At 68.7% G+C, this 22977-nt stretch carries 21 protein-coding genes; 9 read left to right on the top strand and 12 right to left on the bottom strand.

Features of this window, described 5'->3' with window-relative positions; translation table 11 throughout:
- Positions 1-37: 37 nt before the first annotated feature.
- The 4 genes from F3H10_RS06135 (at position 38) to mtnP (ending at position 3791) form a co-directional block, all read left to right on the top strand.
- On the top strand, positions 38-1504 hold the full coding sequence (locus F3H10_RS06135; RefSeq protein ID WP_149783921.1) for an FAD-dependent oxidoreductase: 1467 nt from the start codon (positions 38-40) through the stop codon (positions 1502-1504).
- Positions 1505-1597: 93 nt separating this feature from the next.
- Complete coding sequence (locus F3H10_RS06130; RefSeq protein WP_149783920.1) at positions 1598-1786, top strand: hypothetical protein; 189 nt, start codon at positions 1598-1600, stop codon at positions 1784-1786.
- Positions 1786-2781 (top strand): YeiH family protein, encoded by a 996-nt coding sequence (locus F3H10_RS06125; RefSeq protein WP_149783919.1) that lies wholly within the window; start codon positions 1786-1788, stop codon positions 2779-2781. Before F3H10_RS06130 ends, F3H10_RS06125 begins: the two co-directional genes overlap by 1 nt.
- A gap of 113 nt (positions 2782-2894) precedes the next feature.
- Entirely contained in the window at positions 2895-3791 is an 897-nt protein-coding gene (gene mtnP / locus F3H10_RS06120) for an S-methyl-5'-thioadenosine phosphorylase (RefSeq protein ID WP_149783918.1), read from the top strand.
- A gap of 48 nt (positions 3792-3839) precedes the next feature.
- On the opposite strand, the gene F3H10_RS06115 is transcribed toward mtnP, so the two are convergent.
- The 3 genes from F3H10_RS06115 to F3H10_RS06105 are packed head-to-tail and all read right to left on the bottom strand — an operon-like array spanning position 3840 to position 8897.
- On the bottom strand, positions 3840-4835 hold the full coding sequence (locus F3H10_RS06115; RefSeq protein ID WP_149783917.1) for a segregation and condensation protein A: 996 nt from the start codon (positions 4833-4835) through the stop codon (positions 3840-3842).
- Entirely contained in the window at positions 4828-8418 is a 3591-nt protein-coding gene (smc, locus tag F3H10_RS06110; RefSeq protein ID WP_149783916.1) for a chromosome segregation protein SMC, read from the bottom strand. Before smc ends, F3H10_RS06115 begins: the two co-directional genes overlap by 8 nt.
- A 20-nt stretch (positions 8419-8438) precedes the next feature.
- A complete protein-coding gene (locus F3H10_RS06105; RefSeq protein ID WP_149783915.1) occupies positions 8439-8897 on the bottom strand; it encodes a DUF7518 family protein in 459 nt (152 codons plus the stop codon).
- Positions 8898-9140: 243 nt separating this feature from the next.
- Here F3H10_RS06105 and F3H10_RS06100 point away from each other — a divergent pair, with 243 nt between their 5' ends.
- From F3H10_RS06100 to ftsZ, 3 genes are all read left to right on the top strand, one after another.
- A complete protein-coding gene (locus tag F3H10_RS06100; RefSeq protein WP_149783914.1) occupies positions 9141-9734 on the top strand; it encodes a double zinc ribbon domain-containing protein in 594 nt (197 codons plus the stop codon).
- Positions 9735-9954: 220 nt separating this feature from the next.
- A complete protein-coding gene (locus tag F3H10_RS06095) occupies positions 9955-10134 on the top strand; it encodes a ribbon-helix-helix domain-containing protein (protein ID WP_066411425.1) in 180 nt (59 codons plus the stop codon).
- Between the two features lie 4 nt (positions 10135-10138).
- Entirely contained in the window at positions 10139-11347 is a 1209-nt protein-coding gene (gene ftsZ / locus F3H10_RS06090) for a cell division protein FtsZ (RefSeq protein WP_149783913.1), read from the top strand.
- 64 nt (positions 11348-11411) lie between these two features.
- Here ftsZ and ncsA read toward each other — a convergent pair whose 3' ends face one another.
- On the bottom strand, positions 11412-12470 hold the full coding sequence (gene ncsA / locus F3H10_RS06085; protein WP_149783912.1) for a tRNA 2-thiolation protein NcsA: 1059 nt from the start codon (positions 12468-12470) through the stop codon (positions 11412-11414).
- 153 nt (positions 12471-12623) lie between these two features.
- Here ncsA and F3H10_RS06080 point away from each other — a divergent pair, with 153 nt between their 5' ends.
- Positions 12624-13142 (top strand): DUF4442 domain-containing protein, encoded by a 519-nt coding sequence (locus F3H10_RS06080; protein WP_149783911.1) that lies wholly within the window; start codon positions 12624-12626, stop codon positions 13140-13142.
- Between the two features lie 74 nt (positions 13143-13216).
- Here F3H10_RS06080 and F3H10_RS06075 read toward each other — a convergent pair whose 3' ends face one another.
- From F3H10_RS06075 to F3H10_RS06060, 4 genes are all read right to left on the bottom strand, one after another.
- A complete protein-coding gene (locus tag F3H10_RS06075; protein WP_149783910.1) occupies positions 13217-14011 on the bottom strand; it encodes a response regulator in 795 nt (264 codons plus the stop codon).
- Positions 14012-14113: 102 nt separating this feature from the next.
- A complete protein-coding gene (locus tag F3H10_RS06070) occupies positions 14114-15067 on the bottom strand; it encodes an alpha/beta fold hydrolase (protein WP_149783909.1) in 954 nt (317 codons plus the stop codon).
- 68 nt (positions 15068-15135) lie between these two features.
- The gene (meaB, locus tag F3H10_RS06065; protein ID WP_149783908.1) at positions 15136-16329 is read right to left on the bottom strand and encodes a methylmalonyl Co-A mutase-associated GTPase MeaB; all 1194 of its coding nucleotides are present in this window, start codon (positions 16327-16329) and stop codon (positions 15136-15138) included.
- Positions 16330-16749, bottom strand: a complete 420-nt coding sequence (locus tag F3H10_RS06060; protein ID WP_149783907.1) for a cobalamin B12-binding domain-containing protein — start codon at positions 16747-16749, stop codon at positions 16330-16332. It abuts the gene before it with no gap.
- Between the two features lie 141 nt (positions 16750-16890).
- Between F3H10_RS06060 and F3H10_RS06055 the strand changes: the two genes are divergently transcribed.
- Positions 16891-17664 (top strand): SAM-dependent methyltransferase, encoded by a 774-nt coding sequence (locus F3H10_RS06055; RefSeq protein ID WP_149783906.1) that lies wholly within the window; start codon positions 16891-16893, stop codon positions 17662-17664.
- 5 nt (positions 17665-17669) lie between these two features.
- Here the strand turns inward: F3H10_RS06055 and F3H10_RS06050 are convergent, their stop codons facing one another.
- The 4 genes from F3H10_RS06050 to thsB all read right to left on the bottom strand — a co-directional run bounded on the left by F3H10_RS06050 (position 17670) and on the right by thsB (position 22808).
- A complete protein-coding gene (locus F3H10_RS06050) occupies positions 17670-18176 on the bottom strand; it encodes a dihydrofolate reductase (RefSeq protein WP_149783905.1) in 507 nt (168 codons plus the stop codon).
- 92 nt (positions 18177-18268) lie between these two features.
- A complete protein-coding gene (locus F3H10_RS06045) occupies positions 18269-19285 on the bottom strand; it encodes an ornithine cyclodeaminase family protein (protein ID WP_149783904.1) in 1017 nt (338 codons plus the stop codon).
- Positions 19286-19360: 75 nt separating this feature from the next.
- Positions 19361-20821, bottom strand: a complete 1461-nt coding sequence (locus F3H10_RS06040; protein ID WP_149783903.1) for an ATP-binding response regulator — start codon at positions 20819-20821, stop codon at positions 19361-19363.
- 337 nt (positions 20822-21158) lie between these two features.
- Positions 21159-22808 (bottom strand): thermosome subunit beta, encoded by a 1650-nt coding sequence (gene thsB, locus F3H10_RS06035; RefSeq protein ID WP_149784046.1) that lies wholly within the window; start codon positions 22806-22808, stop codon positions 21159-21161.
- Positions 22809-22977: the final 169 nt, after the last annotated feature.

The raw sequence follows: 22977 nt of genomic DNA, 5'->3' as shown, positions 1-22977 counted from the left end.
CCCAAGACGGTACACTCCCTGAGACGGAGCCTCACGCATGTCCGACCACACCGACCTCATCGTCATCGGCGGGGGAATAAGCGGGGCATCGCTTCTGTACACGGTCTCGAAGTTCACCGACGTCGAGGACGTCACGCTGATCGAGAAGGAGCCCGAGATCGCCGCGGTGAACTCCCACCACACGAACAACTCCCAGACGCTTCACTTCGGCGACATCGAGACGAACTACACGCTCGAGAAGGCCGAGGAGGTCAAGGAGGGCGCGGAGCTGCTCGCGGGGTACCTCGAGAACGTCGACCCCGAGCGCGAGATGCACAGCAAGCGCAGCAAGATGGTGCTCGCGGTCGGCGAGGAGGAGGTCGCGGAGCTGGAGGCGCGCTACCACGACGAGGGCTTCGGCGAGCTCTTTCCCAAACTCGAGCCCATCGGCCGCGAGGAGATCGCCGAGATCGAGCCGAAGGTCGTCGAGGGGCGCGACCCCGACACCGAGCTGCTCGCGCTCCAGACGCCGGACGGCTACGTCCTCGATTACGGCATGATCGCGGAGTCGTTCGTCGAGGCCGCCCGCGGCGAGGAGGGCGTCTCGGTCCACCTCGGAACGACGGTGACGAACGTCGACGAGGGGCGCGACGGCTTCACCGTCGAGACCGACGACGGCGACTTCGCGGCCGACGCGGTCGCCGTCGCCGCCGGGTCACACAGCCTCCAGTTCGCCCAGGAGATGGGGTACGGCGAGGACATGTCGCTTCTGCCCGTCGCGGGGAGCTTCTTCCTCGCCGACGACCTGTTGAACGGCAAGGTGTACACCCTCCAGATGAAGAAGCTGCCCTTCGCGGCGGTCCACGGCGACGCCGACGTCCACGACGACGGCGTCACCCGGTTCGGCCCGACCGCGAAGCTCGTCCCCGCGCTCGAGCGCGGGGAGCTCTCGACGGTGGGCGACTTCGCCGACGTGTTCGGGTTCACGCCGTCGTCGTTCCTGAGCTACGCGAGCATCCTCGCCGACAGGATCCTGTTCCCGTACGTGGTCCGGAACCTGGTGTACGACCTGCCGGTCGTGGGCAAGCGCACGTTCCTCCCGCACGTCCGGAAGGTCGTCCCGAGCGTCGACGTCGAGGACATCGACCGCGCGAAGGGGTACGGCGGGGTCCGACCGCAGATCGTCGACACCGACTCGAAGGAGCTCGACATGGGCGAAGCGAAGATCCACGGCGACGGCATCCTCTTCAACATCACTCCCTCGCCGGGCGCGTCGACCGCGCTGAAGAACGCCATGGTCGACACGCGAACGGTCCTCGAGTTCCTCGATGCCGAGTACTCCTTCGACGAGGAGGCGTTCCGCGCGGAGACGATCGACAACTTCCCGCGACTCGATGACGTCGAGGACGGGAGCGACGGCGACGACGCTGATGGCGACGAGATCGGCGACGGCGAGGTCGACGGTGACGGCGAGGACGCGGCCCCCTCCGAGGACGCCTCGACCGCCGTCGAGGCGGACGACTGATCGGACCCGTTCGACGACGGGTCGGGGACGGGTTCCGGAGATCCTCCCGCTGAGCGACACGCGTAAGACGCCCACGCACGGATCCGGTTCCGTATGACCGACGAGGACGACGACGGCGCGATCGCGGGCGGCGCGGGCGACGACACGGACGACGTCGCTGCCGGGGCCGACGGCGACGAAACGCGTCTCTCCCGGCGCTGGCGGGCCCTCGACCGCGGCTGGCAGGCGCTGTGTCTGGGACTCGCGATCGTCGCGGCCCACCTCGTGATCTATCCGGTCTGATGACGCTTCTCGACGACTTCCGGCCGTACGTCCCCGGACTGGTCCTGCTCGGCGGTGGCGCGCTGTTCGCGACGCTTCTCGGCGGGGCGGTTCCGGGACTCCAGCCGCTCGTCGTCGCGGTCGCCGTGGGCGTCGCCGTGGCGAACACCGTCGGCGTTCCGGCCGTCGCCGAACCGGGGGCGTCCCTCCACAAGCTCGCGTTGGAGACGGGGATCGTCCTCCTCGGCGCGGCGATCGCCCTCGAGGAGCTGGTGGCCGCCGGTCCGACGGTCCTCGGACTCGTGGTCGTCGCCGTCGCCGGCGGGCTCCTGCTCTCGGAGGCGGTGGCGCGCGGGCTCTTTCGGATCGAGGGGACGACCCCGTCGCTTCTGGCGGCGGGCGCGAGCGTCTGTGGCGTCTCCGCCGTCGTCGCCGTCGGCCGGGTGCTGGAGGCGCGCGGGGCGGCGCTCACGTTCGCGGCCGCGACGGTCCTGCTCTTCGACGCGGTCACGCTCGTGGCGTTCCCGCTCGCGGGCGAGTGGCTCGGACTCACCGGCCGCCAGTTCGGCGTGTGGGCGGGGCTGAGCATGTTCTCGACCGGACCGGTCGCGGCCGCGGGATTCGCCCACTCCGTCGAGGCGGGCCAGTGGGCGACCGTCACGAAGCTCGCGCGCAACTCGCTTCTGGGCGGCGTCGCGATCGCCTACTCGGTCGCGTACGCGGCGCGCTCGGCGACGGAGCCGGAGGCCCGCGAGCTGTGGGCGGAGTTCCCGAAGTTCCTGCTCGGCTTCCTGCTCGTCGCCGCGATCGCCAACGCTGGGGTGCTCTCTCCCGCCGCGATCGAGTCCGTCACCGCGGTGTCCGACGGCCTGTTTCTCGTCGCGTTCGTCGGGCTCGGGCTGTCGATCCGGGTGCGCGAGCTGCGGGCGGTCGGCCTCGCGCCGGTCGGCGTGGTGTTGATCCACCTGCTCGTCGTGAGCGCGCTGACGCTGGCGGCGGTACGGGCGCTGCTTTGAGCGGTCGTGATCGCGGGTTCCGGGCCTCAATCCCGAGTCACGGCCCGCCGGCGACGGACCGCGGCGTCGGACCGCTTCAGGTTCTATAAGTAGCGAGCGGCCGGACCTCGGGTATGAGCACCATCGGCTTCATCGGCGGCAGCGGGATCTACGAGGCGCTCCCCCTGAACGACGTGCGCGAGGTCGAGTTCGACACGCCCTACGGCGAGCCCAGCGACGCGGTCACGATCGGCGAGTTCGCCGACACGGGCCGGGAGATCGCGTTCCTCCCGCGACACGGCTCGAACCACGGCGCGTCCCCAACCGACCTCCCGTACCGCGCGAACATGTACGCCTTGAAGCGAGCGGGCGTGACCCACGTCTTCGCGTCGAACGCGGTCGGGAGCCTCAAGGAGGATCTGGAGCCGGGAACCCTCGTCGTCCCCGACCAGATCTACGACCGGACCAAACATCGCGACCTGTCGTTTTACGGCGACGGCGTCGTCGTCCACCAGCCCTTCGCGGACCCGTACAGCCCGGAACTCGTCGATCACCTGACCGAGGCCGCGGAGTCCGCGGTCGGCAGCGAGGGCGACGGCGGCGAGGACGACGACGGCGACACGCAGGTCGTCAAGGGCGGCACCTACGTCTGTATCGAGGGGCCGCAGTACTCCACGCGCGCGGAGTCGGAGTTCTACAAGTCGCAGGGGTGGGACGTCGTCGGCATGACCGCGATCCCCGAGGCGAAACTGGCACGCGAGGCCGAGATCGCCTACGCGACGATCGCGGGCGTCACCGACTACGACGTCTGGAAGGCGGACAGCGAGGTGACGCTCGAGGAGGTCCTCGAGAACGCCGAAAAGAATCAGGAAGCGATCAAGGCCGCCGTCGAGGAGGCGGTCCGGACGCTCCCCGAGGACCACGCTTGCGACGCGCACACCGCGCTCGAAGGAACGGTCAACACGCCGACCGAGGCGATCCCCGAGGAGACCAGAGAACGCGTCGAGCCGCTGCTCGGCGAGTACCTGTAACGACGCGAGCGGGCGTCCGTCGCGCCCGACACCGCGCCCCTCGACGACTCAGTCCGCGATCGCCTCGGTCTCCCCCGTCGCCGCCGCGGGGTCCCGGATCCACAGGTCCCCGAACAGGTCGTCCTGTCGGAGCCTGACGCTCCCGCGGTGGGCCATGAACAACAGCGCGAGGAACGTCATGAACGGGCGGCCGCCCGACGACTCCACCTCGGCGAACAGCACCTCCGCGCGCCCACCCTCGAAGTGCGGGCGGAGGGCGGCTTCCACCTCCGTTATCACCTCCTCGATGTCCTCGTCGTGGGTGCGGTCGGTCGCCTCCCCGGCGGTCGGCTCGCCGTCGCGGCGGAACTCGTCGCCGGCGTGGTAATCCAGCGTCTGGGTCCCCCGACCGTAGCCGGTCGGCGACTCGCTCGTGTCGTACTCGCGGGAGTCCTTCCACCACGAGTCGCGCTCGGCCTCGCGTAGCTCGCGGACCAGCTCGTCCAGCGTCTCCGGTGACCCCCGGGTGTTCTTGCGGTCGAGCCGGCGGTCCATCTCGGCCTCCAGCTTCTCGATCGGGTCGAACTCCGGGTCGGCGGGGTCGGCCGCGCCGCCCTCCATCGCCAGCTCCCACGGCTCCGCCTCGGGCTCGTCGTCCTCGTCGTCGTCGTCCAACATCCCGTCGCTCTTCATCCGGAGCAGGACGCTCGCGTAGAACAGCGCACGCCCCGTCGTCCGGAGGTCGGTCTCGTCGAGCTTCTCGAGGAAGGCGTCGGTCACCCGGACGATGTCGATGTCCCACGGCTCGATCTCCCCCTCCTCGGCGAGCTGGACGAGGAGCTCGACCGGCTCGACCTCGTCCTCGTCGGGGTCGGACGCGGGATCGGCGTCGACGGCGGCCGCGGAGGCGGAAGCGGAGTCGGCGGCGTCGGAGGCGGCGTCGTCATCGCCGTCATCGCCGTCCTCGCCTCCGAACGCCGGGGTCGCGCCGTCGCGCTCGCTCGTCAGGTCCAGGTCGGGCACGCCGCCGCCCGCCCCGGCGTCGGCCGAGCCGTCGTCAGTCATCCGCGGTCACCTCCGGCTCCTCGTCGCCGTCGTCGTCGCCGAACCGCATCCCGGTCACGGCCGAGAGGTTGTCGCCCTGCATCGTGACGCCGATGGCACGGTCCGAACGCTCCAGAAGCGCCGAGCGGTGGCCGACCACGACGAACTGCGCCTCCGCGGCCAACTCCTCTATCATCTCGCCGACCCGCTCGGCGTTGACCGCGTCGAGGAAGGCGTCGATCTCGTCGAGCGCGTAGAACGGGGCGGGGTTGTGCCGCTGGACCGCGAAGATGAACGAGAGGGCGGTCAGCGACTTCTCGCCGCCGCTCATCGCCTCGAGCCGCTGGACCGGCTTGTCCGCCGGCTGTGCCTTCATCGTCAGCCCCTCCTCGAAGGGGTCCTCGGGATTCTCCAGGAGGAGCTCGCCGCTGCCGGCCGACAGCCGCGAGAAGATGTCCCGGAAGTGGTCGTTTATCGACTCGAACGTCTCCATGAACGTCGCCTTCTTCTCGGCCTCGTATCCCTCGATCCGCTCCGTGATCGCGTCGCGCTCCTCCGCGAGCACGTCCCGGCGCTCCTGGAGCGTCTCGAGTTCGGCCTCGACCTCGTCGTACTCGTCGATCGCGAGCATGTTGACCGGCTCCAACGCCTCCATCTCGGACTCCAACTCCTCGATCCGCGACTCGACCTCGTCGATGTCGGGGACCTCCTCCGGGTCGTACTCGCCGACCTGCGACTCCAGCTCGTCGATCTCCCACTCCAAGCGGTCCCGGCGGTCCGTGAGGTCCGAGAGCTCGGACTCCGCGTCGGCGACGAGCGAGCGCTGTTCGTCGCGTTTCCAGGTCGCCTCCCGGATCTCCTCGCGAAGCGCCTCGCGGTCCTCCTTCAGATCCGCGATCTCCGCTTCGAGCTCCGCGATCGACTCGCGTTTGGCCTCCAGCGTCTCCTCCTTCCCGTCGATGGCCTCCTCGTGTTCGGCGATCGCCTCCTCCGCCTCGCTCTTTCGGTTCTGTGCCTCCTCGACGGTGTCGTGGAGGTCGTCGACCGCGTCCTCGGCGTACTCCTTCTCGAGCTCCAGCTCGTTTTTCCGGGCGTCGAGGTCGTCCATCTTCCCCTCCAGCGCGTCGATCTCCTCGCGGATCCCGTCGGCCCTCTCCGAGAGCTCCGGGATCCGCGAGTCGGCGAGCTCCGTCTCGATCTCCTCGACGTCGGCCTCGATCCGGTCAATGTCCGAGTCGAGCGCGTCGAGCGTCCCGTCGATCCCGCTCATCTCCTCGTCGACCGTCTCGCGCTCCGCACGGAGCTCCTCGAGTCTCCCCTCCAACTCCTCGATCCGGTCTTCGGTTCCCGCCAACTCCTCCTCGGCGCGCTCGATGTCGCCCTCCAGCGACCGGACGCGGTCGGCGGCGTCCGCCTTCCGCTCGCGGGCGTCCTCGATGTCGCCGTCGAGGTCGTCGATCTCGGACTCGAGCTCCCGCCGGTCGTCCTCCAGATCGCCGATCTCCGCGGCGAGCCGCTCGAGCTTGCCGCCGCCGGACTTCGTGAACGCGTACCGGGAGCCGCCGCCGGAGCCGCCGGTCATCGCGCCGGACTTCTCCACGAGGTCGCCCTCGAGGGTGACCATCCGGTAGTCGCCCATCAGCTCGCGGGCGGTCGCCATGTCCTCGACGACGAGCGTCGACCCGAGCACGTACGAGAATATCGACTCGTATCGCGAGTCGTACTCGACGAGGTTCCGCGCGAAGTCGACGACGCCGGGAAGCGAGGGCTTCCGCGGGAGGCTCCGGTCGTCCATCTTCGTGATCGGGAGGAACGTCGCCCGACCCGCGTTCCGCTGCTTGAGGTAGTCGATACACGTCGATCCGACGCCGTCGTCGTCGACGACGACGTTCGCCAGACGTCCGCCGGCGGCCGTCTCACACGCCTCGGCGTACTCGGCCTCGACGGAGCCGAGCTCGCCGACCGCGCCGTGAACGCCGTCGATGCCGCCGTTCTTCACCTCGGTGACCGCCCGCGGCCAGGAGGTGTCGCCGCGCTCGCTCGCGGCCGCCTCCAGCTTCGCGTACTCGTTCTGCTTCTCGCGGAGGTCGTCCTCGATCGCCTCCAACTCCTCTTTCCGCTCCGCCTTCTCGGCGAACAGGTCGGCGACGACGTCCTCGATCTTCGATTCGTTCCGCTCGGCCTTGTCGAGCTCGCTGTGGAGCTCCGAGATCCGCGCGTTCAGATCGGGGACCTCCTCGCGGGCCGCCTCGAGGTCCGCACGGGCCTCCTCGACCGCGTTCGATCGCCGGCGTGCCTCGTCGAGCAGCCGGTCCTTCTCGCGCTGGTTTCGGTGTTTCTCCTCGCGGAGCGACTCGAGCCGTTCCTTCTTCTCGCCGAGTTCGGCCTTCAGCTCGTCGAACTCCGTGTCGGCGCCCTCGATCTCGGCCTCCACGTCCGCCAGTTCCGAGCGCTTCGTCGCGAGCTCGGATTTGAGCGACGCCTTCTCGACTTTCGTCTCGCGGATCTCCGACTCGAGGTCGTCTATCGTCTCCTGTTTGCGGTCGATCTGGACGAACGCGTTCCGTCGTTCGGTCTCGGCGTCCGCGGCGCGTTCCTCGGCCGCCTCGATCTTCCCCTCGAGCCGGGATATCTCGCCTTTGATCTCCTCGATCTCCGAGCGGATCGCGATCTGTTCGTCCTCGCCTTTGGTCTCGATCTCGTGATTGAGGTCGGCTAAGTCCTCCTCGAGGCGGGTGAGCGTCCCCTGTCTGGTGTCGAGTTCGACGCGGAGTTCCTCGAGTTCCGCCTCGGCATCGTCGATCTCGCGTTCGACCTCGGCGAACGAGTCGCGTTTGTCCTCCAGTTCCGAGGCCTTCCGGTAGCCTCGATACTGCTCGACCTCCTCGCGGAGCGACTGGTACTCGAGCGCGGTCTCGCGCTCCTCGGAGAGCTGATCGAGCCGCTCCTCCTTCTCCTCGATCCGGAGGTCGGCCTCGCCGATCCGGTCTTTCACCGTGTCCAGCTCCTCGAAGGCGGCCTCCTTCTTCTCGTCGAACTCCGCGACGCCCGCGATCTCGTCGACGATCCCCCGCCGCTGGTAGGGGGTCATGTTGATGATCTCGGTCACGTCGCCCTGCATGACGACGTTGTAGCCCTCGGGCGTGACGCCGGCGGCCGCGAGCAGATCGCGGACGTCGGAGAGGTTCACCGACCGCCCGTTGAGGTAGTAGTACGAGTAGTAGTTGTCCTCGGTCTCCTTGACCCGCCGCTTGATCGTGATCTCCGAGACGTCGCCGACGTTCTCGGAGCCGGCCGCCGAGACGACCTGCGAACGGTCGAGCGTCCCGTCCTCGTTGGACAACACGACCGTGACGGACGCCTCCTTCGGACCGCCGCTCGCCTCGCCGTCGTCGTGGCCGGGGTTGTAGATGAGGTCGGTGAGCTTCTTGGCTCTGATCCCGCGGGTACGAGCGAGCCCGAGCGCGAACAGGACCCCGTCGATGATGTTCGACTTCCCGGAGCCGTTCGGCCCCGTGACGACCGTGAAGTCCTCGTAGAAGGGGATCCTCGTGGTCCGCCCGAAGCTCTTGAAACCGTCCAGGACTACTTCAGTGATGTGCATGGCGGGATACGGACGCCGGCTTACGCGACGATGATGTCGCTGTCGTCGGACTCCCCGTCCTCGGCGTCGTCCCCGTCCGCGTCGGCCGCGGTCGCCTCGGCGTCGGACGTCGCCGTCTCGGGTGCGGGTTCCTCGTCGTCGGGCGAGTCGCCGTTCGCGTCGACGGTTTCGTCGATGGCCGACGTTCCCTCGGTCGACGGTCCGCCGGTCCGCTCGACGACCTCGACGTGGTCGTCGGAGTGCGTCCGGCGTTCGCCGCCGGTCGGCGTGGATGCGTCGGACGCGTCCGACGCGTCGGACGTCGATTCCTCGGGGGAGGCGGCCGCGGCGGCCTCCGCCTCCGCGTCGACCGCCACCTCCTGGGCGTCCTCGAGCTGTCGGACGCGCTCTTTCATCTCCACGAGCTCCTCGGTGAGCCCGTTGACCGCCGCCTGCAGCTCCGCGACCTGCCGTTCGAGGTCCTCGACGCGGTTGCTCATGTACTCACGTATGCCCGCGCGGGGCGTATAAACCTGTGTCAGACACACGTGTGACCACACCGCATGGGGCTCGACGGGAACCGAAGTACGGTCGGACGCTGGAGCCGTCGGGTCGTCCGAGGGACCGACGAACTTCGAGGGAAGGCGAGAACGAGATCCACGGAGGACGGCGGGACGACGCACGTCCGTCGTCCGTCGGACGGGGAGGAAAATACTTGTACCCGCCATCGTAATCGGTAGCCGATGAGCAAGATCACGTTCCGGGCCGACGACGACCTCGTCGAACGGCTGGAAGCGTGTGAGGCCTCCAAAAGCGAGGTGATGCGCGAGGCGCTCCGCGCACACCTCGACGGGGTCACGGAGGCGACCGAGTCCCTTGGCTCGGACGGGAGCGTGGACGCCGCCCTCTCGGAACGGATCGACGACCTGATCGACGACCGGCTCGACGCGGCGTTGGACGATCGCCTCGGAGGCGCGGGTCGACGTCGTCCCGACGACGCGTATACGCCGTCTACGCCGGGCGAGATCAACGTAAACGTCACGCTCGACGCCCCTGGGGCCGCGGACGACGACGTGCGTGTGACACGGGAGACGGAAGCGGGGACGGGGGCGGATACGCGTAAGACACGCCCCGATCGCGGGGTGCAAACGGGCGAAAACGCCTGCGGCGGATGTGGCGAAAACGTCCCGGAAGACCACGTATACTGCCCGAACTGTGGTGAGAAACAGTCCCATCGCGCGTTCTGTGAGTGTGGCGACGAGGTCCGAACGGACTGGGCGTTCTGCCCCGGTTGCGGGCGGCGGACCCCCGCTGCGGACGTGTTGAAGGACCGATAAACGCCGAAAACGTGCGATCCGGCGCCGTATACGTCGCTTCTCGAGTATGTCTTACGACCGTCGTTAATTTTATAAGGGTAGGCTCGGTGACTACAATCGCGTAAGACGACCGTCTTACAGCCGTCGTCCGACGAAGGGACGTCCCCGCAGTCGGGCGATCCGAGGCCGTAAGACGCACGGCGTGTGTCGTGGACGTCGTCTTACCGGGGGAATACAACAAATGGAGCGTGTGACACTACGGATCCCGAAACAGCAGATAGACGAGGTCGAACAGATGGTCGAGACGGGTGAGTTCCCGAACCGGAGCGAGGCGATCCGGTCGGCCGTCCGAGACATGTTGAGCGAACAGGACGGCGAGCGCGAGGAGCGCGGCCGCAACCGCAGCTGGGCCAAGGTGTAGATCGATGCAGGATCTCGTTCAGGACGCCCTCGACAACGCGGAAGCGGAGAAGCGTGAGATGGACGCCAGCATGGACGACGACGAGTTCGGGGACCCCCGTATCGTCATCGTCGGTGCCGGCGGTGCCGGCAACAACACCGTCAACCGCCTGTACAACATCGGCGTCGACGGCGCCGACACCGTCGCGATCAACACGGACAAACAGCACCTCAAGATGATCGAAGCCGACACCAAGATCCTCGTGGGCAAGTCGCTCACGCAGGGGCTCGGTGCCGGCGGCGACCCCAAGATGGGCGAGCGAGCGACCGAGATGGCCCAGGGGACCATAAAGGAGGTGCTCGGCGACGCGGACCTCGTCTTCGTCACCGCGGGGATGGGCGGCGGCACCGGCACCGGCGCGGCCCCGGTGGTCTCGAAGATCGCCAAAGAGCAGGGTGCCATCGTCGTCGGGATGGTCTCGACCCCGTTCAACGTCGAGCGTGCCCGCACGGTGAAAGCCGAGGAGGGCCTCGAGTCGCTCCGCAACGAGGCGGACTCGATCATCGTCCTCGACAACAACCGCCTGCTCGATTACGTCCCGAACCTGCCGATCGGGAAGGCGTTCTCCGTGATGGACCAGATCATCGCGGAGACGGTCAAGGGGATCTCCGAGACGATCACCCAGCCGAGCCTGATCAACCTGGACTACGCCGACATGTCCACCATCATGAACCAGGGCGGCGTGGCCGTCATGCTCGTCGGCGAGACCCAGGACAAGAACAAGACGCAGGAGGTTGTCAACGACGCGATGAACCACCCGCTTCTGGACGTCGACTACCGCGGTGCCTCCGGCGGGCTCGTCCACATCACGGGCGGCCCGGACCTCACGCTGAAGGAGGCCGAGGGCATCGCGAACAACATCACCGAGCGGCTGGAGGCGAGCGCCAACGTGATCTGGGGCGCGCGCATCCAGGACGAATACAAGGGGAAGGTCCGCGTCATGGCGATCATGACGGGCGTCCAGAGCGCGCAGGTGCTCGGCCCGTCCACCCAGAAGCAGGCGGACAAGTCCCGCGCCGCGGTCGACGCCGACGACCTCGGCGACTCCCGTTCGCGGGCGACCGAGGCGACGAACGGCGTTCAGGGATCCGGCGGCTCCGAGCGCGCCGCCTGGGAGTCCGACGGCGGCACCGAGCCCGTCGAGAAGAACAACGGGCTCGACGTCATCCGCTGAAGCGAGACGTCCCGGAACCGCTCTCTACCACCGCGTTTTTTGCGTCCGTCGGCCGGACTCGGAGCTACGACGCCGCCTCGATCGCGTCGAGCAGCCGGCACTTCCGACAGACCTCGCGACTGGTCTTCGAGCCGCAGCGTGAACACTCGCGAAGCGAGCGGGAGTCTCCGTCGCGGTCGGTTTCGTTGAGTTCGGCCCCCTCGTTTCCGTCGGCCCCGTCGCCGCCGCCGTCCCCGTCGCCGCCGCCGTCCCCGTTCCCGTCCCGATAGCGATCGGCGGTGAGCGCCGACAGCTCCTCGTAGCCGGCCATGATCGAGTGGCGCGTGCCGGGGTGGTTCTCCTCGAGGTCGTGGATCAGCGACTGGATCTCGCCGCGGTACGCCTCGGCGGCGTGGGGGCACTCGGCCATGTGGACCGGCAGGTCGCGGACGTGACAGTAGAGGGCGATCTCCTTTTCGGGCACGTCCCGAAGCGGCTTGGCGCGGGGGACGAACTCGTCGGTCTCGCCGCGCTCGTCGAAGGGGCCGAGCGAGGCGTCGAAGTGTTTCGCGACCTGTTTGACGTCGCCCTCGAGGAAGTTCATCAAGGCGGTCTGGGCCTCGTCGTCGAGGTTGTGTCCGGTGAGCAGCTTGTCGGCGTCGAACTCCGCGGCGTATCGTTCGAGAACGTCCCGGCGGAACACCCCGCAGTAGGCACACGGGGCCATGTCCTCCGGGTCCGTCTCGACCACGTCGTCCATGCGGACGCCGAACTCGTCGTCGTAGGAGACGACCTCGTGGCGGATCGAGCGGTTCTCGGCCAACTCGACGCAGGCGTCGAGGCTCTCGTCGCGGTATTCCTCGATCCCCTCGTGGATCGTGAGCGCGAGCATCTCGACGCGCGGGTCCTTTCCGAAGACGTCGTCGAGGACGTGCGTGAGGACCACGCTGTCCTTCCCACCCGAGAGCCCGATCACCCAGCGGTCCGGCTCGTCGGGAGTCGCGTCGGGGTCGAGCAGCCCGTCCTCCCGTACCCGGCGTTTCACGCGCTTCTCGACCGAGCGACAGAGGTGCTCGCCACAGAGGTGGGCTCCCGAGTAGGCGGCGTGGTGGATCGCGTCGGCCCCGCACTTGTCACACTCCATCGGTGTCCGGTTGCGGTCGCGCGGGGATACGGGTTTCGGGGTCCGACGGGTCGATCCGCCGGACGGGGCGAGACCCGACGGGTGGCCGGCAACCCGGCGTGCGTTGTCTCGCGTTCCGATACCGGTTTGCCCGCGGAGGCGACTCGAGGGGACGTGACCGACTCCTCGACCGGGATCGACCGCGACCCGGACCCGCGGCCGATCGATCCCGACCCGCCGGCCGAGAGCCGCCGAACGTGGGTGTGGCGACACGCGTTCAACCTGCTTCCCGCCTACCGCGGGACGGGCGGGCGGGTCGACCACATCGGCGCGGAGTGGCGGTACGTCCGCGTGCGGGTCCCGTTCAACTGGCGGACGCGGAACGGACTCGGCGTGACCTTCGGCGGGAGCCTCTACGGCGCGCTCGACCCGGTGTACATGACGATGCTCCGGCGGGTCCTCGGCGACGGCTTCACGGTCTGGGACAAGTCGGCCGCGATCGAGTTCATCGAGCCCGGCCGCGGGACGCTGTACGCGGAGTTCGAACTCGCCGCCGCGGAGACCGAGGCGATCCGGGAGTCACTCGCGCCCGGGGAGTCGACCGACCGCGAGTACGACGTCTCGCTCGTCGACGAGGCAGGCACCGTCCACGCGACCTGTCGGAAGACGCTGTACGTGCGGCGCGACGGGTGAGTCGAAACGGAACGGAACGGAGCGGAGTGGAACGAAGCAAAACGGAGTGGAGCGGTCGCGAAAGACGGTCCGGATCAGTCGTCGGCGCGGGCGCCCGATCCGCCGTACTCCGACACCGAGATCAGGAGGCGACCGTCGCTCGTCGTGCTCACCATCTTCGACTCCGGGAACGTGCTCCCGTCGGCGCGGAGACCGGTGCTCCGCCCGGTCCATCGGTCGCCCTCCATGACGACCGGGAGGACGTCGGTCCGGATGTGTTCGACCTCCTCGTCGGGGTGGAGCCGCTGCCAGCGCTCGCCGACCAGGTCGTCCGGGTCGTAGCCGTACAGCTCGCCGTACTCCTCACAGACGTACTCGAAGGTGCCGTCCGGCCCGACCGTACAGACGCCGTCGAGCGAGACCGCCTCCCGATCGAGGTCGACGTCCTCGTCGAGGAGATCGACCTCCCCGTCGAAGCCGGTCTTTCCGTCCGCGCTCGGCTCCGGATCGACCGCGTGCTCGACTCGGCGGACGAGCGTCGTGTACGCCTCGATCCCGCCGTCTTTTCCCACGTAATCGGTGACGCCGACGCGGACCATCTCGGCGGCGATCTCGTCGGGCTCGGTCGCCGAGAACAGCAGGAACGGAAGCTCCGGATGCGTCTCGCGCGCCGACGAGAGGAGTTCGACGCCGGTTCGAGCGGGCATGTCGTAGTCGGTGACCACGCAGTCGAACGACCCGGAACGGATCCGGTCGAGCGCCGCGTTCGGGTCGGTCTCGACGGTCGTCTCGCAGTCGAACCCGTCGTCGCGCTCGAGGTACGTCGCGACGAGGTCCGCGAGCCCGGGTTCGTCGTCGACACAGAGCACGCGTAGCGGGTCGTCGGTCATGCGTCCGCTCCGCCGAGACGACCTAAATCGTTTGCCTCCCGCTATTCAGTTCTGATATCGGGGGTGACTGCGGCCGCGGACGGGAAACGTGACGCTGACCCGTCAGGCCGTCGCGCCCGCGACGAGGCTCTCGCGAACGGTCTCGAGGAAGCGGTTCGGATGCTCGACGTGCGGCAACAGGGCGGCCCGATCGAAGACGACGAGCCGGGCTCCCGACTCGTCCGCGAGCTCGCGCCCGTCCGAGAGCGGGCTCACGTCCGCCTCGCGTCCCCACACGATCGTGGGGGGAACCTCGAGATCGGCGAGGGCGGCCGCCAGATCGAGGTCGCTGTTGAGGTACCCGGAGACGAACGACGCCGGGGCGAAACGCGCGTTCTCGACGTGGCTGGTCCGCCACTCGTAGTCGATCCACTCCTCGGTGGCGTTCTCGGGGTCGTAGTAGCCGTGGTCGGCGTTGAAGTATCGGATCGAGGGCTTCGAGGCGATCAGGTTGAAGAGCGCCGAGCCGACGAGCGGCGACCGCAACAGCTCCCGGAGCCAGGACTTCGGCGGACTCGGTCCGGCGACGGTCGTGGGGCAGACGCCGACGAACCCGCTGATCTCGAGGTCCCTCGCCGCCGAGTCTCCCGCGATCGCCCCGGCGGCGTACGCCGCCGACAGCGACGAGGCCACCACCGCGGGCTCGTCGAACTCGGCCAGGAAGTCGCCGACGAAGTCTTCGTACAGCGCCGCGGAGTACCGCAGCGGCGGGCGGTCGGACCGGCCGTATCCCGGGAGGTCGGGCGCGACGACGTGGTAGTCGGCGGTGAGGTCGCCGAAGGTCTCGCGCCACTCGCCGGAAGAGCCGGCGGCGTTGATCCCGTGGAGGAGCACGAGGTCGGGGTCCTCCGGATCGCCGCCCTCGGTGTAGGCGACGTCCATCCCGCGCCAGCGGAAGGTCCCGTCGTCGCCGACCAGCGGCGATTCGAGGTCGCCCTCGTAGCGGAGCCCGACGTTCGCCGCCGCCATCGCGCCGACGCCGAGGAGGGCCGTCCCGGCGAGGTTCCTGAGTCTCATGGGATCTCGTTGGTTCGCTGGCGACTTATATCACGTGGAGTCGCCGCCCGTGAACGCGTGGCCCTCGCCTACCCGTCGTCCCGACCGTCGAGGTCCTCGAGACACGTCGCGATCGGGTCGACCAACTCCGCCGCGAGGCCGTACGGGTTCGCCTCCCTCCTACTGACGCGGTCCGCGAGCGCGTCGATCCCGCCGCGGCGCTCGATCGCCTCGCTCGCGAGCGCGCCGACGTCCGCGCGAACCAGCGTCCGGATCTCCTCGGCGTACCGTCGCCGCCGGGTCCGGGTCAGTTCGCCGGACTCACGCAGGTGAGTCGCGTGCGCGTCGAACGCGGCGATCAGCTCGTCGACGCCCTGACCCGTCTTCGCGACGGTCCCCAACACCTCGGGCGTCCACTCGCTCTGCCCGGTATCGTCGGCCGTGTCGGTCCCGTCGACGCCGTCACTCGGCTCCGGGACGTGGGCCGCCCCGGGCGCGTCCAGGGCGGCCGCCCCGTGATGGCCCGCTCCGTGGTGGCCGCCGCCCCCGGCGTCCGATCCCTCGCGTCTGTGGACCATCTCCTCCAACTCGGCGAGGGCGCGTTCGGCGCCGTCCATGTCGGCCTTGTTGACGACGAAGACGTCGCCGATCTCCAGGATCCCCGCCTTCAGCGTCTGGACGTCGTCGCCGGAGCCGGGCTGGACCAGCACCGCGACGGTGTCCGCGGTGCGGACCACGTCCACCTCGCTCTGTCCGGCTCCCACCGTCTCTATCAGGACCACGTCCTTCCCGAAGGCGTCGAGCGCCTTCACCGCGTCCGCGGTCGCCATCGAGAGCCCGCCGAGCTGGCCGCGCGCGCTCATCGACCGGAAGAACACGTCCATGTCGCCGACGTTCGAGGCCATCCGGATCCGGTCGCCGAGCACCGCGCCGCCGGTGTACGGCGAGGAGGGGTCGACGGCGACGACGCCGACGGTGTCGCCGCGGTCGCGGTAGGCCGCCGCCAGCTTGTCGACGAGCGTGGACTTGCCCGCGCCGGGCGCGCCGGTCACGCCGATCACGTCCGCGTCGCCGGTGTGGTCGTACAGCGCCGAGACGAGCCCGCGGTACCCCGGCTCCCGCTCCTCGATCCGGGTGATGACGCGGGCGAGCGCGCGGTGGTCCCCCGAGAGGAGGTCCTCGAGGAGTTCGGCGTCGCCGTCGCGGAGCTCGACGGTCCGATCGGAAGCGTCGGCTCCCGCCCGAGTCGATCCCGCTTCCTCGTTCGCGTCGGGCCCCTCCATCTATTCCCGCTCCGGGACGTTGTTCCGGACGAACTCGATCGTCTCCGCCATCGGCGTCCCCGGGCCGAACACCTCCGCGACGCCGAGCTCCTTCAGCTCCGCCACGTCGTCCTCGGGGATTATCCCGCCGACGAGGATCAGGGTGTCCTCGAACGCGTCGTACTCCTTGAGCCCCTCGATCACCTTGGGGACGAGGGTGTTGTGCGCCCCCGAGAGGATCGAGATGCCGAGCACGTCGACGTCCTCCTGGACCGCGGCCTGGACGATCTCCTCCGGCGCGCGGTGGAGTCCGGAGTAGACCACCTCGAAGCCGGCGTCGCGAAACGCCCGCGCGATCACGTGTGCGCCCCGGTCGTGGCCGTCGAGCCCGACCTTCGCGACCAGACACCGCACGGTCCGCTCTCTCCCTTCGGCGCTCATGCCCGAACCTGACACGCGTGACCGTTTGACTCTAACGGCCGTCCGGGGTCGGCCGCGTCCGTGAACCAGGCCGGTTCGCCGGATCCCGCCGAGGACTCCCGAACGACGCCGATAAACCGTCCGCGGGCCTACGGGGACCAAATGAGCGGAAAGGACGACTACTACAACCGGTCGAAACAGCAGGGGTACCGGAGCCGCGCCTCCTACAAGCTGAAACAGCTCGACGAGGACGCGGACCTCCTCTCGCGGGGCGACACCGTCGTCGACCTCGGGGCCGCGCCCGGCGGTTGGCTCCAAGTGGCCGCCGAGGCGGTCGGCGAGGAGGGTACCGTCGTCGGCGTCGACCTCCAGCGGATCGACGAGTTGGAGGACCACGACGTCGAGACGATCCGCGGCGACATGACCGAGGAGCGCACCCGCCACTACCTCCGGGAGGCCGTGGGCGAGGCGGGAGCCGACGTCGTCGTGAGCGACATGGCCCCGAACATGACCGGCGAGTACTCGCTGGACCACGCCCGGTCGGTCCACCTCGCCCGGCAGGCGTTCGACGTGGCCGAGGAGTTGCTCGCGCCCGGCGGCGACTTCGTCGTGAAGGTGTTCCAGGGCGATGACCTCGACGGCTTCCGCGAGGAGGTCGACGAGGCGTTCGAGTACGTGAAGACGACCTCGCCGCCGGCCTCACGGGACGCCTCCTCGGAGGTGTATCTGGTCGGAAAGGGCCGGATGACCGCCACGGTCGCGGTCGGCGACCGGCTGGAGGTGACCGTCGAGGAGCGCGGCGACGAGGGCGACGGCATCGCGTACGTCGACGGCTACACGCTGTTCGTCCCCGGAGCCGAGCCCGGCGAGACCGTCGAAGTCGTCGTCGAGGACGTCAAACCCCGATTCGGCTTCGCCGAGCGGGTCGACGGGTAGGCGGGTCAGTCCCTCGCGGGTCGCCTGCGCCACTCCCGGAGCGTGAACCGGTCGTAGTCGGTCTCCACGAGCACGTCCCACTCCGACTCCTCCCACTCGGGGAACCGCGTGTCGCCCTCGTAACTCCCGTCGACGTGGCTGAGCACCATCCCGTCGACGTGCGGCTGGAACAGTTCATATATCGTGCCGCCGCCGAGGACGTAGACGGCGTCGTCCGCGAATTCCCCGCTCTCGACGATCCCGCGGGCCGTCTCGATCGCCGCCTCGACCCCGTCGGCGACGACGGCGGTCGCCACGTCCACCGACTCCACGCTTCGGCTCACGACGATCTGGCGGCTGCCGGGGAGGTCGTCGCGCATCGAGTCGAAGGTGCGCCGCCCGAGAATGACGGGGGAGTCCGCGACGCGCTCGCGGTACTGGCGGACGTCCGCCTCGATGTGCGGCCACGGGACCTCGCCGTCGTTCCCGATCACGCCGTTTTCCGCCACCGCCGCGACGCTGACGAGTCGCATACCCGTGGCTGGGGCGCGACGGTATAAAGTAACGCGGCCGAGGACGCGGCGTCGGTGCCGGTCGAGGCGCCGTGTGCCCGTCCTACTCCGCCCTACTCCGCCAGCCCGAGCAGGTCGAACGGGTAGCCGTTGTCGTTGTCGTCGGCCTCCTCGTAGACGACGCGGGCGGCCGCGACGTCCTGGATCGCGAGGCCGGTCGAGTCGAAGACGGTGACGCCGGTCACGCCCTCGTCGCCCGTTCCCCTGACACCCGCGCGCCCGGGCCGGTTCCCGACGACGATCTCGCCGATCTCGCCGTAGATGTCGTCGTCGCCGAGGACGCCGGCGGCGTACGGGACGTTGATCTCCCCGGAGTGGGTACACTGCGCGTGGTCGTCGATGACGATCGTCGCGTCGGAAAGCAGTTCGTCGGCCAGCTCGTGTTTCCCCTCGGCGTCGGCGCCCATCGCGTTGACGTGGGTGTGTTCGCCCACGTCGTCGGCGCCGACGATCGGGGTCTCGACGGGAGTCACCGTCGAGAGCACGTCGCAGTGGCCGGCCTCGCCGATCGAGCCCGCGCGCACGTCGAATCGGTCCTCGAAGGCGTCGATGAAGTCGGCCACGCGCTCCTCGTCGAGGTCGCTCACGACGACCTCCTCGATGTCTCGGACCGCGGCGATCGCCTCGAGTTGGGTGTACGCCTGGACGCCCGCCCCGACGATCCCCATCGAGGACGCGTCCGGGACCGCGAGGTGGTCGGTGGCGACCGCGGCGGCCGCGCCCGTCCGCTTCATCGTGAGTTCGGTCCCGTCCATGATCGCGAGCGGGAACGCGGTCTCCGGGTCCGAGTAGATCATCGTCCCCATCACGGTCGGGAGGTCGTGGTCGGCGGGGTTGTCCGTGTGGACGTTCACCCACTTGATCCCGGCCGCGTCCCAGTCGCCCGCGTCCATGTACGCGGGCATCGACCGGAAGTCGCCGTTGTACTCGGGGAGGTCGATGTACGATTTCGGCGGCATCTGGGCGTCGCCGCGCTCGTAGGCGGCGAACGCGCCCTCGACCGCCTCGATGACGCGGTCCATCCGCGCGTTCTCGTCGACGTCCTCGCCGTTGAGGAGCAGCGTCTGCATATCGCAACTCTTGCCGGAGGGGTACTTATCCTTGCTGAAGCGTCGCTACCGAGGGACGGAGAGGGGGACGACCGGCTACGCCCCGGGTCCGGCCGGCTTCGGGTCGGCGGCTTCGGTCGGATCGAGGTCGGGACCGATGACCTCGAAACGCGCGCCGCCGTCGGTCCCCTCCGCGATCTCTATCTCCCAGCCGTGTGCCGTGACGATCCGGTCGACGATCGCGAGGCCGAGGCCGCTGCCGTGCTCGGAGGTGGTGTGGCCCCGCTCGAAGACGGTCTCGCGTTCGGACGGGGCGATCCCCGGCCCGTCGTCCTCGACGTAGAAGCCGTTCCCGGCCTCGAGCACGCCCACGGTGACGGTCACCGACTCGCCGCCGTGGTCGAGGGCGTTACGGAAGAGGTTCCCAAACGCCTCGGCCGTCCGGTCCGGGTCACAGCGGAGCGTCCCGGACCCGACGATCTCGAGGGTCGCTTCCGGTAACAGCAGGTCCTCGATCGAGGAACGGACCAGCGACTCGAACCCGACCGGCGACCGGTCGTCGATCGCCGTCCCCTGCTTCGCGAGCGTGAGGAGGTCGTCGATGAGGTCGTCCATCTGCGCGAGCGCCCGGGCGCTGGTCTCGAGGTAGGGGCTGTCGTCGTCCTCCCTCGCGAGATCGACGTTCCCGTCGGCGACGTTCAGGGGGTTCCGCAGGTCGTGTGCGACCGTCGACGCGAACCGCTCCAGCTGCTCGTTCTTCTCGACGAGACTCGCCTCGTAGTACTTCCGGTCGGTTATCTCCCGACTGAATCCGCTGATGAACTCGGTTTCGCCTCCGTCGTCGACGACCGGAGTACACCGCGACTCGACCCACGACTGGAGCTCCGCGGACTTGTTCACGCGGTACTCGATCCGGACGTGCTCCCCGTTCGAGGCACGAGCCATCGCTCGCTCGACGCGGTCGACGTCCTCGTCGTGTACCCGATCGAGGAACGACTGCGGCTCCGCTCGGAGCTCCGCGGCCGGCTGCCCGAAGACGCTCTCGTACGCGGAGTTGATGAAGTGGAGCTCCCCCCAGTCCGCCGAGAAGATCCACAGCGCGTCGTTGGTCGCCTCGGCGACCGACCGGAGCTGTCGGGCCGTTCGGTCCATCCGTCGTTGCGTCCGTTCGTGTTCGACGGCCGAGCGGATCTTCTGCGCCAGAAGCGGGGAGGGGTCGCCGATCGCCCGGTGGATGACGTAGTCGGTGACGCCGACGGAGATGGCCTCGCTGGCGACCTCCTCGTCGCCCGTCTCGGTGAAGAGGAGGAACGGGATCCCGTCGTCGTTCTCGCGGACCGATCGGAGGTATTCGAGCCCGGTCCGGCCCGGCATGTGGTGGTCGCTCACGATACAGTCGACGCCGTGACGCGAGCGGACCTCCTCCGCCGCGTCGACCGACTCGGCGGTCCGAACGACGATCCGATCGTCCTCGCGTTCGAGCCGTCGAGCGACCAATCGGAGGAGTTCGGGATCGTCGTTGACGTAGAGTACGGAGACGTCCGTCGATCCAGCCATTGTCCGGAGGTCACACCGCCGACACAAGACGTTTCGGAACCGATTATCACGAGCTGTAACGGTCTCCCTCCGCGGCGGACGGCGGATCGAAACGGTCACGCGAAGCGCTCACACGAAACGGCCGTACGAAACGGCACGACGGCGTGAAACGGTTCGACTGCTCGATTCGAATCGGAAGGGGGATCGGACGCGTGGTGACGCGGAGGCGACGCTGGCGGTATCGGTCGGTGAAACATCGAAAATCGAAACGGCGAGAAGTGGGTCGGAGCGTCGTTCGACTGGCGCGGTTCGGCGGTCGGTGGTGGACGGGATCCGTGTGAGTCTTACCTGCCGGAGCTCACATCGCGCCGCCCATGCCACCCATGCCGCCCATGCCTCCCATGCCGCCGGCGCCGCCCTCGTCGTCGCCGCCGGAGGTGGAGAGGTCGCCGGCCGCGATGATGTCGTCGATCTTGAGCACGAGGTTCGCGGCCTCGGCGGCCGAGGAGATCGCCTGCTCCTTGGCGTGGGCCGTCTCGACGACGCCCGCCTCGAAGGTGTCCTCGACCTCGCCGGTGAAGACGTTGAGGCCGGCGTTCTCGTCGCCCGACTCGTGGGCCGCACGGAGGTCGACCAGGAGGTCGATGGAGTCGAGCCCGGCGTTCTCGGCGAGGACGCGGGGGATCAACTCGAGGGAGTCGGCGAACGCCTCGACGGCGAGCTGCTCGCGTCCGGAGACGGAGTCGGCGAAGTCACGGAGCCGACTCGCGAGTTCGACCTCGATCGCGCCGCCGCCGGGGAGCGTCCGACCGTCGGAGACGGTCGTCGCGACCACGTCGATCGCGTCGTTGATCCCGCGCTCGAGCTCGTCGACGACGTGCTCGGTCGAGCCGTAAAGCAGGAGCGTCGCGCCGTGGGGGTTCTCGCCCTCGACGTAGAACAGTTCCTCCTCGGCGTCACGAGTGACCGAGCCGACCGCGACGTCGTCTGCCGACAGCGAGTCGATGTCGGTGACGATCGTCGTGTCGAGGACGTTCTTCAGGAACTTCATGTCGGACTTCTTCGTCCGACGGACCGCGAGGATTCCCTCCTTCGCGAGGTAGTGCTGGGCGAGGTCGTCGATCCCCTTCTGACAGAAGACGACGTCCGCGCCGCTCTCGACGATCCGGTCGACCTTCTCGCGGAGCTGTTCCTCCTCCTGGTCGAGGAACTTCTGGAGCTGGTCGGGCGAGTCGACGTTGACCGAGGTGTCGACGTCCGCCTCCTCGACCTCGATGGCCTCGTTGAGGAGCAGGACGTTCGCCTCCTCGAAGTCGGTGGGCATGTCGTCGTGGACCGGGTCCTTGTCGACGACCGCGCCGGAGAGCAGCCGGGACTCGCCGGCCGAGCGCCCGGTCCGCGTCTCGATGTTCAGGTTCTGGAGGTCGACGACGTGCGAGCCGTCCTCGGCCTCGACGGTGACCTCCTGGATCGCGCGGACGACGAGGTCCGCGAGGACGTCCTTCTCGAGCTCCGCGCCCTTGCCCGTCATCGACGTCTCGGCGACGTTCTTCAGCGTCTCCGTGTCGTCGGCGTCGACGGCCGTGGCGATCTCGTCGACCTGCTCGCGGGCGTGCTCGCTCGCGAGGTTGAACCCCTTGATCACCGCGGTGGGGTGGATGTCCTGCTCGAGGAGGTCCTCGGCGTTCTTCAACAGTTCGCCCGCGATGGCGACCGCGCTCGTCGTTCCGTCGCCGGCCTCGTCCTCCTGGGTCTCGGCGACCTCGACGATCATCTCGGCGGTCGGGTTGTCGATGTCCATCGTCTGCAGGATGGTGACGCCGTCGTTCGTGATGGTGACGTCTCCCATCGAGTCGACGAGCATCTTGTCCATTCCCTTCGGTCCGAGCGTCGAGCGTACGGACTCGGCGACGCCGCGCGCCGCGGAGATGTTGTACTCCTGTGCGTCCTTGTCCTTGACGCGCTGGGCGTCGTCGCCCATGATGATCATCGGCTGACCCTGCTGCATTCGCTGGCTCATACAGCGTTTGATTGATTGTGATTCTATATAAACCCATCGCAACCGTGTCTCTCGGAGCGGGCGAGGGAAGCGAGACGCCGACTCTCAAAACTCCCCGACGAAGCGACTTCGGACCGAGAATAGTGTTGACTAATCGCATGGTTTTTCGCGGTCGGTC

It is taken from the genome of Halorubrum aquaticum (assembly GCF_900113615.1).
Classification (GTDB): Archaea; Halobacteriota; Halobacteria; order Halobacteriales; family Haloferacaceae; genus Halorubrum; species Halorubrum aquaticum.
Note: the sequence above shows the minus strand (reverse complement) of the source record. Positions and strands in the feature narration are given on the sequence as shown.